This window comes from Leclercia sp. CFBP8987 (assembly GCF_034044995.2).
GTDB lineage: Bacteria > Pseudomonadota > Gammaproteobacteria > Enterobacterales > Enterobacteriaceae > Enterobacter > Enterobacter tamurae.
In genome coordinates this window covers 2,061,574-2,075,350 of record NZ_CM188255.1, presented here as the reverse complement: position 1 = coordinate 2,075,350, position 13,777 = coordinate 2,061,574, and the positions used below count along the sequence as shown (strand labels likewise).

Below are 13,777 nucleotides of genomic sequence, written 5' to 3'. Positions count from 1 at the left end.
GAAAAAATTAGTTCTTTACTAATAAAAAAACCCCGCAGCAGTGCGAGGCTTTCATTTGTGCCGCCGATGTATTTTTGGCAGCATATCAAAGTAGACTCAAATATCGCGCATTTGATTGACTTTTGCAATACCTTGCTGCGAATTTACTGATTTATGTTGTGATCGTGTTCTCACTGCGCAAAGTAGAGAGTCGTTATCAAGTCGTCTGAAGATTGCCCGCATGGTGCGCCAGTAATCAACGTAGTTATGGCTCCAGTTGTCCGGCTTCACTTCGCACAGTGCTGCGAGATCCTGCTGCTGATAAACGTCACGCCCCGCCAGTTCCTCTTTGACGTCCTGAGCCGCCAGCCAGATTAACGCCTTCAGCCTGTCCATGGTCTTGCCGGCAATTTTCCTGGTGCCCAGCTGCGCCCTGAACTCGGCCCAGGCCCATTGGGTGATCGCCACCTGGTTCTCCCAGCGCGTGTTTTCGCTGTAGTTCCAGAGCAGCCATGCTTTCTGGTGCTCCTTGAGGGACAGGACCGCCCGGCGCCACGATGCTGTGGAGTATTCGACCGGCTGAACCAGAGGAATGTGCGAGCCCTTCGCGTGTGACTGTTTGCCGGGGATCGGCGGGTTATCAACCGGCACCCATTTCTCGCTTTCTTCGTCCCAAACTTTGGGCTTCTTCCGCTTAAAGGTCTTCGTGTCGAACTGGGCGTTCTCCAGCCAGGCCATCAACTGCCCTTTCGTCGCCCCGCTCAGATCTGCAGTCGCAACGATGAGCTGCTGGCGTACAAATTCCAGGTCTTGAGTGATCATGTTGCAGCTCCTGCCATCAGGTATATGCGAATAAAGTTACGAAGGATGCGATAGTCCACCAGCACCGTACCCGGGCGGCGATAAATGCGGAGGCGCAGCCAGCGCATGCGAAGCGATTCGATCAGTTCTGGTTTCATGCTGGCTCCAGCTCGGTGATGGTCAATTCCAGTTTGCCGCCCTTGACGATCGGCATCCGTTTTACGCGGTAATCGTCAACCTGCTGGTCGTCCTGCCAGAACCCAGCTTTGGTCAGCGCGTCGAATGCAGCCTTCTGCAGGTTGTCCAGGTCCCGGCGGCGGCGGTCAGGCATGTGGCATTCAATGCGGATCTTTACCGCCGCGGTGATTCCTATATCCAGCATCTCGTCTTTGATGATTTGGGCGACGCGGTCGCGGTAGGTCTGCCCTTCGGTGCTGATATGCGTGCGCCCGCGGTTGTGCCGGTAATAGCGGTTATTGCTCGGCGGCCACGGCAGCGTGATGTTGTAAGTCTTCATGCCTTCACCAGTTCCTCTTTCAGCCAGATAACCTGCGTGCGGGCCATGCCTTCCAGCGCGCACTCCTTTGCATATTCCGCATCCACCAGGCGGGTGCGTCGGTCTATTTCGTCGTGGCAGCTGCTGCATGCGATGGTGGCGATCAGGTCAGGCGGCTTTATGCCGGTACCGCACAGTCCAGCCAGGCGAATATGCGCCAGAACGGATGTTTCAGGATTGCCATTGCACACGCCGGGGATCCGCACCTGACATTCGCGGCCGCGGGCCGCTTTGCGTAAATCAGCCATGCTCACCCCCAGACCTTTTGGCGGAACGTACGCGGCGTGGGCTCGAGGTACTTCACCTCCTGCCGCTCAACGCTGACGGTCCAGGTGAGGTAATCACGATTAAGGCTGCGCGTTACGGCTACCCCGCGCCGCTGGTACTGCCGCTGAAGTTCATCGGCCTGCTCGGTTGTGCATTCGGTGTAGTGGAACCATGATTTCGCCATCTGGTCAGCCCCCGAAGCTCAGCAGTTGCGCAGCGGCGTTCTCAGCCTCGCGCTGGTCCCTGAATGAGCGCGACAATATCCAGCGCCAAAGAACATCGAGCGCGGCTTTGTAGAGCTGCTGAAACTCGGTCTCGTCCATATTGGCGAAGGCGATGCTGCGGGGGTGTTTCCGGAGAGTTCCGTCTGGCAGCTGGATGGCGTCGTAATGCCCGGATTCGATGGTGACCCAGGCGCGATACGCGTCAAAAGATTTGCAGGCGCTGATGCTGCCAGTACGTTTGTCGGCGATGCGTTCGAGATACTGCTCAGCAGCATCCAGCAGCGCGGTTTCACTCCCGCCAAACACAGCGAGGAATTTAGCGTAACCGGTGACAAGTTTGCGCTCGTTGGATGATATGGCGCCGCCGGTTGGCTCCCAGTATTCGAAGCCGAGATTCAGAAGAGCGAAGAAGCGACGATGGAAGGCCGGATTACGGACCTGTTTGAAGTCGGCCACCAGCACGGCGCCGAGCTTGATTTTTGATTGCAGCAATTCACTGGTCTCCGGCGTGGCGGGGATCAGGATTCCTGAGGACTGCTTGATGAGTTGTAACTGCGCCATGGTGTTCTCCGTGGCGCATCAGGTCAACGGGTGTTCAGTCCGTTGATATCATAATATCAGAGGGTTGATTGACGTGGTAGCCGAGGCGGCGAAGAAAACGGGTTCCGGAAGAAAGATTAAAAATCCCTTCATCCTCCAGCAGCGGGCGGCACGACACCATGCCATTCCTGGTGTAAACGAGACATCGGCTTTCAAACGGCATTGAACCAATAAGCTTGCCGTCTGAACGCCTGATAATGTCGTACCAGTCACCCTGCTCCTGCTTTTCTTTCACATCGACCTCCTCACTTTGCTATCACCAAATACCCTCTCCCGGCGGGGAGAACTCCACTCCACAGAGCCAAAATAACAAATGGCGCAAATTTCCTAATAGGTTCGCCGGAAGAAAAATTCATTTTTTTCTGTAGCACTTAAACCATACAACAAAATACTGTATATATAAACAGTAATTATCCGTTTGGCTTAAGTATGCACATGAAAGGCATGTCTGCGCAAGCCCACTCATCTGATTGATTTGAATAAATTTTTACGCTAATTCCATGTAAAAACTGACCGTTATTTTTAACACTTAGTCTGGGCTGAAAGTACTGGGGTAAATATCTGATTAGAAACCCCTCAATCCTGACGAACCAGGAACAGGCCTGCGCCTGAGGGTATATTGCAGGGCTGACACTTCATGTCAGGTTGATAATTTGTTGCCGCACCGCGGTTAATATCTGATCAATTTCATAGATCAATATCTTGATATCGATCGGTATTATCGATCAGGGGAAAATGCCGAGGATAAGCTGCATTCATGGGATGAATCAGGCGGTCTGTTGCCTCCCGGCATAGACCTTCAGCAGGGTTGCCTGCGCCAACACCTTAGTGAACGGCGACAGCATGCATTGCTATATCCTTCTGATTTTGGGAGGATAAGCCTGAGAGTCTCGGTGGGTTTACTTACATTAACTTGAGGATATGGTTATGGGTTTCTGGGGAAAAGGTAATAATCCATTTTTTAACCACGACTTCGATGCCGCGCAAAGGGATAGAGAAGCTCACAGGGTAAGCGAGACTGCTCATAAAGAAAAACTAGCTCACGAGCTTGATTTACAGACTCAGCGTTTGGATGCGGATGCCGCTCTTTCGAAACTGAGGATTCAAAAAAATGCAATGGAAGCTCAGTATAAAGGGAAGATTAAGGCATATGAGGCGCAAATAGTAGAAATGCGCAAGGCTTTCTATTGCATGGCGCTTCGTTCTTGTGTTTTTGAAAAAAACCTTAACGATTTCATCGAAAAGCATCCTGAATTGAGTGAAGAGTTATTAGACAACCTTCAGGAAGCAAAAGAGCACTGTTACGCTGTTGAGTATAGAGACAAGTGGTGGAAATGGGTCAATGAGGTAGAAATTAACTACGACATGGATTATTTGGAGTTTCCTTTCCCAAAAAGGGAATCAAAAAAATAATCTGATTCCCTATAATCAGCATTCGATCGATGTGTTACAAATCACCTATGTTTGGCGGCCTCATTCACCGGCTCAGACTGAAGCATGGCCGCCAGCGCATCCCGCTGCTTTGTCATCTCACGCAGCGCCGCGGTGGTGCAGTCCAGCCGTTCGGCCAGGCGAGAAACAATCTTCGCTATGTCTATGATCGCCGTGTCGCTGCTCATCGCCTTCGCGAATTGATGACCAACGGCCACCAGCTCTTTGTTGTTCAGTGAATCACTCATGCCCGTGCACTCCCGATAATTTTGTGGATCTGATAGCCCTGCCAGTTCTGGCGACAAACCTCTGCAATGCTGGGCCGCTGGCGCACCACCGGCATTGGCTTGATGCGCGCTTCCCCGTCTGGCTGCATGACGTAGACCGGGTGGCGGCGCTGGCCGATGTTATTCACAGCACCAGCAGAAACGAGATGTTCGAGCAGGCGGCAGGCCTTCTTGCTGTCGCAGCCCAGCAGCTGGCGAACCTGACGCGGGGTGATCTCCCCGCTGCGCTGGATGGCGCGGATGATTGTCCAGAGGTTGTTACTTGCCATCTGCAGCCCCCTTGCCACCCACGGCACGCAGGTGTGACACTTTCCCGCGGTAGCTGGCCCAGTCGAAATTGACCCAGACGCCCGAGTCCATCCGCAGGCGGTCGATGACCCGCGCACCGAGTGTGGCAACCAGCTCGTCGTAATTCAGGTTACTCAGGATGCCAACAGGCTTCATGGCAGAGAGTCGGCGGTCGATGACCTGGTTGATGATCACCTTCTCGCCGCTTGAACCACGCTGTATCCCGACTTCGTCCAGCACCAGTAGATCGACGTTGCACAGGTCATTCAGCAGGGAGGATTCTGACTGGCCGTCGTCATAGCATTCGCGCACGCGGAGCATCAGGTCAGGGATGGTCACCACCAGAACGGAATGGCCAGCAGCCAGCAGGTAGTTACCGATCGCTGCTGCCAGGTGGTTCTTCCCGGTACCCGGCGCGCCGCTGAAGACGAAACTTGCGAATCCACCGCCGCCAAAATTCTGCGCGTAGCTCTTCGCCATGCTGTACGCCTGGCGCTGCTCCGGGCTCGACACCTGATAGTTCGCGAACGAGCAGGTGCGGTGCAGAGCCTGAATACCAGCACGACCAAAAATCTTCTCCGAGCGTGCACGCTGATTCTGCTTGTCGATCTCCTCAGAACGCTTGCGGCCCTCAGCTTCCTGCCATGCCTGCCACTCTTCAACGCTGTTAAATTTCGGCTGTACGCTGGCCGGGATGAACTTCTTCAGGCGCTCAAGCGCGCTGCCAGTTCCGATGACGCTTTTCATTTTGCACCCCTGAAACCCGTTGGGATTTTCTTGTCTGGCTGGGATAAGTGATTTACATCCCGGCCCGTATTGCGGCTGCTCAGTCCGAATTTTGGCTTGAACAGTCCCTGATACCCGTTGGCGATGCTGGCGTTGATTACGGCTACCGGATCGTGGCCTTCGTCCAGGCATTGTTTCAGCAGGCTGAACGCCTTGGTGACAGTCAGCTCGGTTTTAATGGCTTTGCCAGACTGCTGGCGATAGGCGACCCACTCACTCCAGGACGACGCATCCAGCCATTCAGGAACCGGGATACTCAGCGGGTCAAACTTCACCTTCCCCCTTGGGGGATTAGAGGGGGTTAGATCTGTATTTATATTTGTCTTTGGAAGAATGTCTTTGGTGTTCCCTGTTTTCAGGGATCCCTTTCCCTGTTTTTGGGGATGGTTATCCCCGTTTTCAGGGATGGTTGAAGGGATAAAATTGCTATCCCCGAATTCAGGGATGGTGATAACCCATGTGACAACTTCAGCAGCAGGGAAAGCCGCTGGACACTTCGTGCAATTTGGCTTGGCGTAAGCCCATTTATCCAGGTTGGTATTGATCCCAATGTATCTGGTTTGCCCAATCCGGCGCAGGATGATGATATTCCGGTAAGCCAGACTCAGCACGGCTTCAGAAACATGCTTCACCTTCAGCGTCGTTTTGTCTGCGATGAGGCTGTTAGCGATCCGATCTGATTTTTTCGACCAGCCATACGTCAGCCGAACGATGGCATTCAGAACGCGGAATTCCCGGCCCGATAGCTCGACGATACACAGGGCATCCTGAATCTGGTTGGCTAAACGTAAATAGCCGTTCTCCAGCTCAGCCATGCGACTCTCCTGCTTCCCCTCTTGCGTGGGAAATTTGAATATTTCAGCGGTATTTGACATACTTATCTCCGCAATTGGCTCACGTTAGTTGCAACTGAAGGCCACTTCTGTTCGAGCAGAGTGGCTTTTGCCTTTTTAGTCTTCTTCACACGACCCCCAGCATTGATGTCACCATCATCATCAGCGGCCCTACCTGCTCCGGCATGAGCTTGAACAACGACGCTATACCCTCGCTAACCTCTTTCAGCTTTTGGTGTTCTGGCGCATCCAGCATTACCGCCTGCTTTGCCTCTGCGACCTCTTTCTCGGCTTTCGCCAGGCGCGTCAGCTTGCATTCGCCGCCGATCAGATGCGTGCGGAACTCCAGCGGCAGAACGGCAATGATTGCCGGAGCCAGCTGTTGAACGTTCTCTCGGTATTGCTCGGAGTCGAAGCGGTTATCCAGGAAGCGGAACAGCTTCTGCCGGGCACGGCTGTGATCTGCCGGAAAGTCGATACCCTCGCCACCACTCCGGCACCACTCTTCAACGATCAGGGCCGTTACAACGTCCTGACCCGCTACTGCTGACCAGGCACGCACGGCATCACGGAGGGCGCCACAGCTGACGCCTGTTTTTGGTTGAGCGCGATTTATCAGCGCTGCTGGATTGAACCCGTTACTCTGTTGATACGTAAGTGATTGCATTGTTAACGCTCCTACTTTGGTAAACCGTCAGTGGGATTTGGGTAGAGATCAGGACGCAGTTCATGGGGAGTTACGCCAGTCAGATTGAAGATGGAAAAGATGTAATTTGGCGGGACGATTCCATGATCACGATTTTTCCAGTGACTCACGGACATACTCGTCACACCCAGTGCCAGGCCGAGCTTCCTGGCTGAGCCAGCGGCTTTGATTGCTTTGTCTAATGCGGACATGTGCTTCTCCTGCTTATTGATAGCAGAAGTAAACCACAGATTTATACTTCATGCAAACTATGGATTTATTGTGTGTATAAACCAAATATTTACAATGACGATATGAGAAAAGAAGAACCCAACCTCGTTCTGGTAGAACGCCTCACCGAGATCACTGATCGCGGCGTTACCAAAGCAGACATGGCACGCATAGCCGGAGTGACCCCTCAGGCGGTTAACGGCTGGTTCAAAAAAGGCGTGATTAGTAAGAAATCAGCACTGGCCATAGCCGATGCTGTTGGAATCTCTGTCGCGTGGCTACTCGGGGAGGATGTTGGAGAGAAAGACGGACTCAAGCCTGACGAACAGCGCCTGCTGGAGCTCTACCGCCAGCTTCCGGAAGAAGAGCAGCAGAACATGCTCCGCATCTTTGCTATTCGCCTGAAAGAGCTGGATGAACTGTATGAGAAGTACATGAAGGGGCGGATAAGAAATTAACTTATCAAGCCCCTGTTTTATTGCATCAATTATTTCACGCACTAATTTTATGAACCTCATTTTTAAGATTCTTACAACACACAAGCTTATGTAGAGGACGTTATGATTGAAGAAAAATATATCAACGAATCCAAAAATTACCTCAGTGAATCAGCTAACTCGTGGTACGTGATAGGAACAAATGTTGGACCAGAACAATTTTGCTCTATCACTTTTGTTAAGTACGTTGCGAAAGTTCATAAAAATGAATTCAATCAGATGTCTAGCATTTCAGATTTGAACGCAGAAGCTATTGCAACAATATCGCTTTCGGAATATCAAGCGAGAGATTTGGCTCAAACAATCGTCCAGCAATTAGATGCTCTTAACAACAAAGTGTAAAAGATATGCAGGGACACTCTATGAGCCACGGTGCAAGTGGTAAACTTGCTGAAGTTATACCCATCGTTTCAAAACTTCGGAACATCCCTAAAGATCATGTAAGACAGGTGCATCAACCGAAAAGGGTCTTTAATAGTGGTATAGTCATTAATGAGGAAGATTTAGGCCATACCGACAAAAGTGAGTTAGACTTGCACCATGAGCGTCGCGGTACACATGGAAAAAGTGGTTACCTAGTCGATAACACCGATCCGTTTGGTGAAAAATTCTTGCAGGCAGAGAACGATATTATGTCACTAACAAGGGAAGAGCTTGATGCTAAGCTTGACAAAAACAAGGCAGAAATTGAAGCCGTCGCAGCTAAAATGCAACGCGACATGGCTGAATGGCGTGAGCACCAAAACTTTCAAATGTCTCAGCTAAATTCATCAATTTCAGCAATTTCATCTAAAATTGATGGAAAATTGGATAGTGTTGATGGTGATATTAAGGCAATAAATGGCACTTTTAGTGGTCTCCAAGGTCAAATGACTGGAATCAACACTGCCATTACCGGTATTCAATCAGGTATTTCAACTCGATTGGCAATCTTTGGTGTAGTTATCGCATTGATTGTAGCTATCCCAGGGGTAATTTCATCGGTCAATAGTTTTAAATCTACTCCATCTACGCCAAGTTCACAGCCGATTGTCATTCAAATACCTCAACCCCCTATTTCTTCAGCACCAGCACCAGCACCAGCACCAGCACCAGCACCAGCACCAAATTCTGAACATAAATAACCCGGCTACGCCGGGTTTTTTACACCCTTACCCACCAGCTCTGCCGCCAAGCTCCCCCACCGAACTCCCCGATCCCGACCTTAGCGTCGGGATTTTTTTTGCCTGCAATCCGGCAGAGCCCTCACAAAATCCACCTATATAAACCAGAGATTTACAATTAATATTAACCTTGAGTTGACATGATTATAAACCAGTGATTTAATCCCTATCACCAAGACGCACCACGAACCACCCAGGCATGGAGCCCACGAAGTAGCCGCCGACGGCATACGAATAGTCGGATGAGGTGGAGTGAATAACGCGCATCAGGTTAAAGAAACGTTCCGCCAGCCTGGCGACAAGGGCAAATGAGGGTGACCATGATTGACTACGCACGTAAACCAGTACGGCAGCAGGCCGTAAAACTGAGTTCTCTTGGGGCGTTTATTCGCCGCATCTGTTATCTGTTGGCGCAGAAGGGGAATCCTGATGTGTAACTCGAAAGAATGCGCGTACTGCCGCAAACCAATCGAGCAAGGGAAAGAAGTTAAAAACGAATTGCTCTTCATACGCGGCGCCCAGCTGGCGCGCGAACAACGTGATTACTGTTCTGTACGTTGCGCTTCGTACGACCAGATGGCCCACGAAGCCTAACGTAAAACCCCCGCAAGGCGGGGTCTACGTCCGGTGCCACCGACCAAAGTACACCGGAATACAACTCAAAACCAAAAAACACACCCAATGGGCGCTATCTCTGGCCCGGGGATCTTACATCCAAAAATGAGGATCTGACATGGAATTTTTCTACTTGGTTAAGGCCACTCAGAAATCCGGCAAGCAAGATGCAGTGATCTGGTTCACTGCGAAAAGCGAAGCCCGCGCCGCCCTGACGCTCGATGTTGAGCTGGAAGAAGCTGGTATCGAAACTGGCCGCGGTAAAGATTACGCCAAGCCTGTCCGCACCGATTTCCCGGTGTTCAATGACCTGCCCGAAGAAAGCACCATCGATTATACCTGGTGCGAACGCTACGCCCTGGCCGACGACCAGCGCACCTGGAACGTGATCCCCGGCGTCGCATCTCAGGATGAAACCACCCTCGCCCCGGTGACAACCAGCGATGCGGATCTGCCTGCCGCGCCGGTAACCACCACTGATACCGCAAACGCTGGCAGCACCTCTCTGCTTGAAAATCGCACCCCGGCTATCCGCTTCGCCGTCCATCTGCTGGGAGACAAATACCTTTCGGAGATCAGCCAGGAGCAGCAGATCGTCGCCAACGAATTGGCGTTTGATGAGGGAAATGTTTACTTCCAGAACCTGCTGCAGGCCAAAAATGATGGTCCTGAGTTGAACGATCTCAGCCTGCACGCCGAGTGGAAACTGGTGCAGGCCGTAAAAGACGTTTTCCCGCAGGACAATGAGCACGAGCCCGCGCAGCTAGCCTCTTTCATGTCGAGCTGGATTGAAGCCGAAGCTGGCGATCGCAATCAGCTGGTTGATGACTGGAAGAGTGGGAAGCTCCCGGCGACTGCTGGAGACGATGCTGGTACCACCTCGGAGAATGTCTGTGATGCGGTGAGAGAGTTCCGCGAACGCAAATTCCCGGTCTTAACGACTGTAGCCACCCTGCCTTTCCGTCAGCGTCTTCTGGCGCAGTACATCGCTGACAAGCAGTATTTCTACCACGTCGATGAAGAGCAGAAGAAAGCCATTCTGGAGCTCGAACTGGATGTGGATAACAGCTATGTGCAGAACATGATCCTGGCCGCCGAAAATGTTGATGGCTTCAAGAAAGCGCATGAGCCCGACATCTGGAAAGTGATCAATGCACTGAAAACCATCTTCCCTGTTGATGGAAAACGCACTGAGCTGTCTGTCGTCATCCAGTTCTTTAAGGCGTGGTTCAGCACCGAGCACATTGACCGCGGGATCCTGACGCGCGAATGGGCCGCTGGCAACCGCATCAGCAACGTACAGCGCACTGACGCCGGGACCAATGCCGATGGCGGGTACGTAACTGACCGTGGTGAAGGCGCGCATCATACCCTGGACACCCTCGATCTTGAGATCGCCTGCGCCCTGCTGCCGATGGATTTCAACCATCTGGAAATCCCTGGCAGCATCCACCGCCGCGCTAAGGAGATTGTCGCGACCAAAGAAGAGCCATGGAAGTCATGGAGCAAAATCCTGCGTAACCAGCCTGGCGTTCTGGCAGTGAACCGCGCGGCCATATTCAACCTGGCGCGCATCGCACCGGAGAATATCCACCTGACGCCGGTTGCGCATTTGGAGTTCGTGAACCAGACGATGACGGCTGAATTCAACGCTGCAACTGAGCTTCTCCCTCTGCCGGTTATTCAATCGGAAGAGGAAACCCAGGCCGTCGAAACACAACACGCATTGCCAAAATGGGCAGAGGCGGGCGATCAACAACTCGCTGATGAGAGTGAAGTTGAAACACAGACCCTGCCGAAGTGGGCGAGCACTGCCGCCAAGCAGCCACAGGTCGCGAACCTCGGCGGCGGCGTCTTCTCCATCGAATGCCTGATGAACGAATACCAACCACAAACAGATGACCGTTCATCGGTTACAGAGGAGACCACCAGCGATGTGCAGATGGAAGAGACTAACCCGGCGGAAGGAGAAAGTGTTAACGCGGTTCCACCAGGCGAAAGCACTGATGCAGCTGATCCGCAAACAGTTGCCCTGAACCCGGCTGAGATTCTTGCCGCCGCGGCGCCGGATCTGGCGAACGCCACTGCGCCGGAATACCCTGCGTACTTCGAACCGGGCCGCTATGAAGGTCTGCCGAATAACGTGTATCACGCAGCAAACGGGATCAGCAGCACCCAGGTGAAGGATGCCCGTGTCAGCCTGATGTACTTCAACGCGCGCCACGTTGCCAAGACCATTCCGCGTGAAGGTTCCAAAGTGCTCGATATGGGCAACCTGGTGCATGCGCTGGCGCTACAGCCGGAAAATCTCAATGAAGAGTTCAGCGTGGAGCCGGTGATCCCGGAAGGGGCCTTCACCACCGCAGCGACCCTGCGTGCCTTTATCGATGAACACAACGCCAGCCTGCCGGCGCTGCTGAGCGCTGACGATATCAAAGCGCTGCTGGAAGAATACAACGCCACCCTGCCCGCGCAGGTGCCGATGGGCGGCAGCCTGGATGAAACAGCTCAGAGCTATATGACGCTGCCAGCTGAGTTCCAGCGTATTGAGGCAGAGCAGAAGCAGACCGCTGTCGCAATGAAGGCCTGCATCAAAGAGTACAACGCCACCCTGCCTGCGCAGGTGAAAACCAGCGGCAGCCGTGACGCGCTGCTGGAACAGCTGGCGCTCATCAACCCTGACCTGGTGGCGCAGGAAGCCCAGAAACCGGCACCGCTGAAAGTATCCGGCACCAAAGCAGAGATGATCCAGGCGGTGAAGTCCGTTAAGCCGGATGCTGTGTTTGCTGACGAACTGCTGGACGCGTGGCGCGACAACCCGGACGACAAGATTCTGGTGACCCAGCAGCAGATGGAAACGGCGCTGGCCATTCAGAAAGCGCTGCACGAGCACCCGACTGCCGGGAAACTGCTGCTGCACCCTGATCGCGCTGTTGAGACGAGCTATTTCGGTATCGACGAAGAGACCGGGCTGGAAATCCGCGTACGCCCGGATCTGGAAATCGACATCGAGGCGGTGCGCGTGGGCGCCGACCTGAAAACCATCAGCATGTGGAACGTGAAGCAGTCCGGCCTGCGCGCCCGTCTACACCGCGAAATCATCGACCGCGATTACCACCTCAGCGCGGCCATGTACATGCAGACCGCTGCACTGAACCAGTTTTTCTGGATCTTCGTCAACAAAGACGAGGGTTACCACTGGATCGCCATCGTCGAGGCCAGCGAGGAGCTGATTGAGCTGGGCATGCTCGAGTATCGCCAGACGATGAACCGCATCGCTAACGCGTTCGACACTGGAGAGTGGCCAGCACCAATCACCGAAGACTACACCGACGAACTTAACGACTTCGACCTGCGCCGCCTTGAAGCGCTGCGTATTCAGGCATAAGGGGAATGACGATGGAAAACATGAATATCGTAACCGCGGAGCAGCAGGCTCCAAACACTATCTCTGCCAGCAACGCCATCTTCAATGTGCAGGCATTAACCCAGCTGCAGGCCGTTGCCGGATTGATGGCGCAGGCCGCCGTAACGGTTCCTGAACATCTTCGCGGCAACCCAGCCGACTGCATGGCTATCATCATGCAGGCTATGCAGTGGGGGATGAACCCGTACGCGGTGGCGCAGAAAACGCACCTGGTCAACGGCGTGCTGGGCTACGAGGCGCAACTGGTAAACGCGGTGATCTCCAGCTCTAACGCCATTGTGGGCCGCTTCCACTATGAGTACGAGGGCGATTGGTCGAAATGCGCCAGCATGCGCGAAGAGATCGTGAAGAGGCCGGCGAAAGGCGGCGGGACGTATGACAAGAAAGAAATGGTACGCGGCTGGACCAGCGCTGACGAGCAAGGCCTGTCGGTTCGTGTGGGTGCCATCATTCGCGGCGAAAGCGAGATCACCTGGGGCGAACCGGTGTTCCTCTCCAGTGTGATTACGCGTAACTCTCCACTGTGGATTTCTAACCCGAAACAGCAGATCGCGTATCTGGCCCTTAAGTATTGGGCGCGCCTGTACTGCCCTGCAGTCGTTCTAGGCGTGTACACCCCAGATGAGGTGGAGTCGCGCGCAGAGAAAGAGATCAACCCGGCGCCCGCCCCGCGCGTCAGCCTAGCTGACATTAAAAGTGACAGCGTAACAACCACCCACAGCGCGCAGGAATCTGCCGCCAACATCGACGCTATGGCCGATGAGTTCCGGGATCGCATTGATGCTGCTGAAACGCTGGAAACCGCCACCACCGTCGGCAATGAAATCAACGAGGCAAAGGCTGCTCTCGGGACCACCTTGTTCACCGAACTGAAGAACAAGGCTACGCGCCGCTACCACCTGGTGAAGCACCGTAATGCGGTCGAGGCGGCGATTAACTCCCTGCCACAGCCGGGCGAACCGGGCGCAGTTGAACAGTTCGCGGAAGCCGAGCGCGTGCTGGCAGCAGCGAAACGACACATGGGCGACGAGCTGCACGATCAGTTCAGCATCACCCTGGCAGATATGAAACCGGAATATTTGGCCTAAGGGAGGCGGGAGGGTTCGC

At 53.5% G+C, this 13,777-nt stretch carries 21 protein-coding genes; 7 read left to right on the top strand and 14 right to left on the bottom strand.

Annotated elements, in window-relative coordinates; all coding sequences use genetic code 11:
• Window positions 1-96 precede the first annotated feature (96 nt).
• The 7 genes from SOM40_RS10020 to SOM40_RS09990 are packed head-to-tail and all read right to left on the bottom strand — an operon-like array spanning window position 97 to window position 2,662.
• Complete coding sequence (locus SOM40_RS10020; protein WP_320456957.1) at window positions 97-801, bottom strand: bacteriophage antitermination protein Q; 705 nt, start codon at window positions 799-801, stop codon at window positions 97-99.
• Entirely contained in the window at window positions 798-938 is a 141-nt protein-coding gene (locus SOM40_RS10015; protein WP_320456958.1) for a YlcG family protein, read from the bottom strand. Before SOM40_RS10015 ends, SOM40_RS10020 begins: the two co-directional genes overlap by 4 nt.
• On the bottom strand, window positions 935-1,297 hold the full coding sequence (gene rusA, locus SOM40_RS10010; protein WP_320456959.1) for a crossover junction endodeoxyribonuclease RusA: 363 nt from the start codon (window positions 1,295-1,297) through the stop codon (window positions 935-937). The genes SOM40_RS10015 and rusA overlap by 4 nt, the downstream gene beginning before the upstream one ends.
• The gene (locus tag SOM40_RS10005) at window positions 1,294-1,584 is read right to left on the bottom strand and encodes a DUF1364 domain-containing protein (RefSeq protein ID WP_142489724.1); all 291 of its coding nucleotides are present in this window, start codon (window positions 1,582-1,584) and stop codon (window positions 1,294-1,296) included. The genes rusA and SOM40_RS10005 overlap by 4 nt, the downstream gene beginning before the upstream one ends.
• A gap of 2 nt (window positions 1,585-1,586) precedes the next feature.
• On the bottom strand, window positions 1,587-1,787 hold the full coding sequence (locus tag SOM40_RS10000; RefSeq protein ID WP_032612101.1) for a hypothetical protein: 201 nt from the start codon (window positions 1,785-1,787) through the stop codon (window positions 1,587-1,589).
• A 4-nt stretch (window positions 1,788-1,791) separates the two neighbouring features.
• Window positions 1,792-2,388: a DUF1367 family protein gene (locus tag SOM40_RS09995; protein WP_320456960.1), complete on the bottom strand. Its 597-nt coding sequence runs from the start codon at window positions 2,386-2,388 to the stop codon at window positions 1,792-1,794.
• A 34-nt stretch (window positions 2,389-2,422) separates the two neighbouring features.
• Window positions 2,423-2,662, bottom strand: coding sequence for a hypothetical protein (locus tag SOM40_RS09990; RefSeq protein ID WP_039029266.1), 240 nt, complete (start codon window positions 2,660-2,662; stop codon window positions 2,423-2,425).
• 692 nt (window positions 2,663-3,354) lie between these two features.
• Here SOM40_RS09990 and SOM40_RS09985 point away from each other — a divergent pair.
• A complete protein-coding gene (locus SOM40_RS09985; RefSeq protein ID WP_320456961.1) occupies window positions 3,355-3,840 on the top strand; it encodes a hypothetical protein in 486 nt (161 codons plus the stop codon).
• 41 nt (window positions 3,841-3,881) lie between these two features.
• On the opposite strand, the gene SOM40_RS09980 is transcribed toward SOM40_RS09985, so the two are convergent.
• The 6 genes from SOM40_RS09980 to SOM40_RS09955 all read right to left on the bottom strand — a co-directional run bounded on the left by SOM40_RS09980 (window position 3,882) and on the right by SOM40_RS09955 (window position 6,949).
• Window positions 3,882-4,106, bottom strand: a complete 225-nt coding sequence (locus tag SOM40_RS09980) for a hypothetical protein (protein WP_320456962.1) — start codon at window positions 4,104-4,106, stop codon at window positions 3,882-3,884.
• Entirely contained in the window at window positions 4,103-4,414 is a 312-nt protein-coding gene (locus SOM40_RS09975) for a hypothetical protein (RefSeq protein WP_320456963.1), read from the bottom strand. The genes SOM40_RS09980 and SOM40_RS09975 overlap by 4 nt, the downstream gene beginning before the upstream one ends.
• A complete protein-coding gene (locus tag SOM40_RS09970; RefSeq protein WP_320456964.1) occupies window positions 4,404-5,180 on the bottom strand; it encodes an ATP-binding protein in 777 nt (258 codons plus the stop codon). The genes SOM40_RS09975 and SOM40_RS09970 overlap by 11 nt, the downstream gene beginning before the upstream one ends.
• Entirely contained in the window at window positions 5,177-6,100 is a 924-nt protein-coding gene (locus SOM40_RS09965) for a replication protein (protein ID WP_320529770.1), read from the bottom strand. The genes SOM40_RS09970 and SOM40_RS09965 overlap by 4 nt, the downstream gene beginning before the upstream one ends.
• A 79-nt stretch (window positions 6,101-6,179) precedes the next feature.
• Window positions 6,180-6,719: a toxin YdaT domain-containing protein gene (locus SOM40_RS09960; protein ID WP_320456965.1), complete on the bottom strand. Its 540-nt coding sequence runs from the start codon at window positions 6,717-6,719 to the stop codon at window positions 6,180-6,182.
• 11 nt (window positions 6,720-6,730) lie between these two features.
• Entirely contained in the window at window positions 6,731-6,949 is a 219-nt protein-coding gene (locus SOM40_RS09955) for a transcriptional regulator (protein WP_071701156.1), read from the bottom strand.
• Between the two features lie 72 nt (window positions 6,950-7,021).
• On the opposite strand from SOM40_RS09955, the gene SOM40_RS09950 reads away from it, so the two are divergent.
• From SOM40_RS09950 to SOM40_RS09940, 3 genes are all read left to right on the top strand, one after another.
• Window positions 7,022-7,426, top strand: a complete 405-nt coding sequence (locus tag SOM40_RS09950) for a helix-turn-helix domain-containing protein (RefSeq protein ID WP_320456966.1) — start codon at window positions 7,022-7,024, stop codon at window positions 7,424-7,426.
• A 102-nt stretch (window positions 7,427-7,528) separates the two neighbouring features.
• Window positions 7,529-7,807, top strand: coding sequence for a hypothetical protein (locus SOM40_RS09945; protein ID WP_320456967.1), 279 nt, complete (start codon window positions 7,529-7,531; stop codon window positions 7,805-7,807).
• A 20-nt stretch (window positions 7,808-7,827) separates the two neighbouring features.
• Window positions 7,828-8,589 carry a hypothetical protein gene (locus SOM40_RS09940; RefSeq protein WP_320456968.1) on the top strand — a complete coding sequence of 254 codons (762 nt, stop codon included), beginning with the start codon at window positions 7,828-7,830 and terminating at the stop codon, window positions 8,587-8,589.
• A 198-nt stretch (window positions 8,590-8,787) separates the two neighbouring features.
• On the opposite strand, the gene SOM40_RS09935 is transcribed toward SOM40_RS09940, so the two are convergent.
• Window positions 8,788-8,964: a hypothetical protein gene (locus SOM40_RS09935; RefSeq protein ID WP_320529781.1), complete on the bottom strand. Its 177-nt coding sequence runs from the start codon at window positions 8,962-8,964 to the stop codon at window positions 8,788-8,790.
• Between the two features lie 93 nt (window positions 8,965-9,057).
• Between SOM40_RS09935 and SOM40_RS09930 the strand changes: the two genes are divergently transcribed.
• The 3 genes from SOM40_RS09930 (at window position 9,058) to SOM40_RS09920 (ending at window position 13,758) form a co-directional block, all read left to right on the top strand.
• Window positions 9,058-9,222 carry a YdaE family protein gene (locus tag SOM40_RS09930; protein WP_234600577.1) on the top strand — a complete coding sequence of 55 codons (165 nt, stop codon included), beginning with the start codon at window positions 9,058-9,060 and terminating at the stop codon, window positions 9,220-9,222.
• 139 nt (window positions 9,223-9,361) lie between these two features.
• Complete coding sequence (locus SOM40_RS09925; RefSeq protein WP_320456969.1) at window positions 9,362-12,631, top strand: RecE family exodeoxyribonuclease; 3,270 nt, start codon at window positions 9,362-9,364, stop codon at window positions 12,629-12,631.
• A gap of 11 nt (window positions 12,632-12,642) precedes the next feature.
• On the top strand, window positions 12,643-13,758 hold the full coding sequence (locus SOM40_RS09920; RefSeq protein ID WP_320456970.1) for a RecT family recombinase: 1,116 nt from the start codon (window positions 12,643-12,645) through the stop codon (window positions 13,756-13,758).
• Window positions 13,759-13,777: the final 19 nt, after the last annotated feature.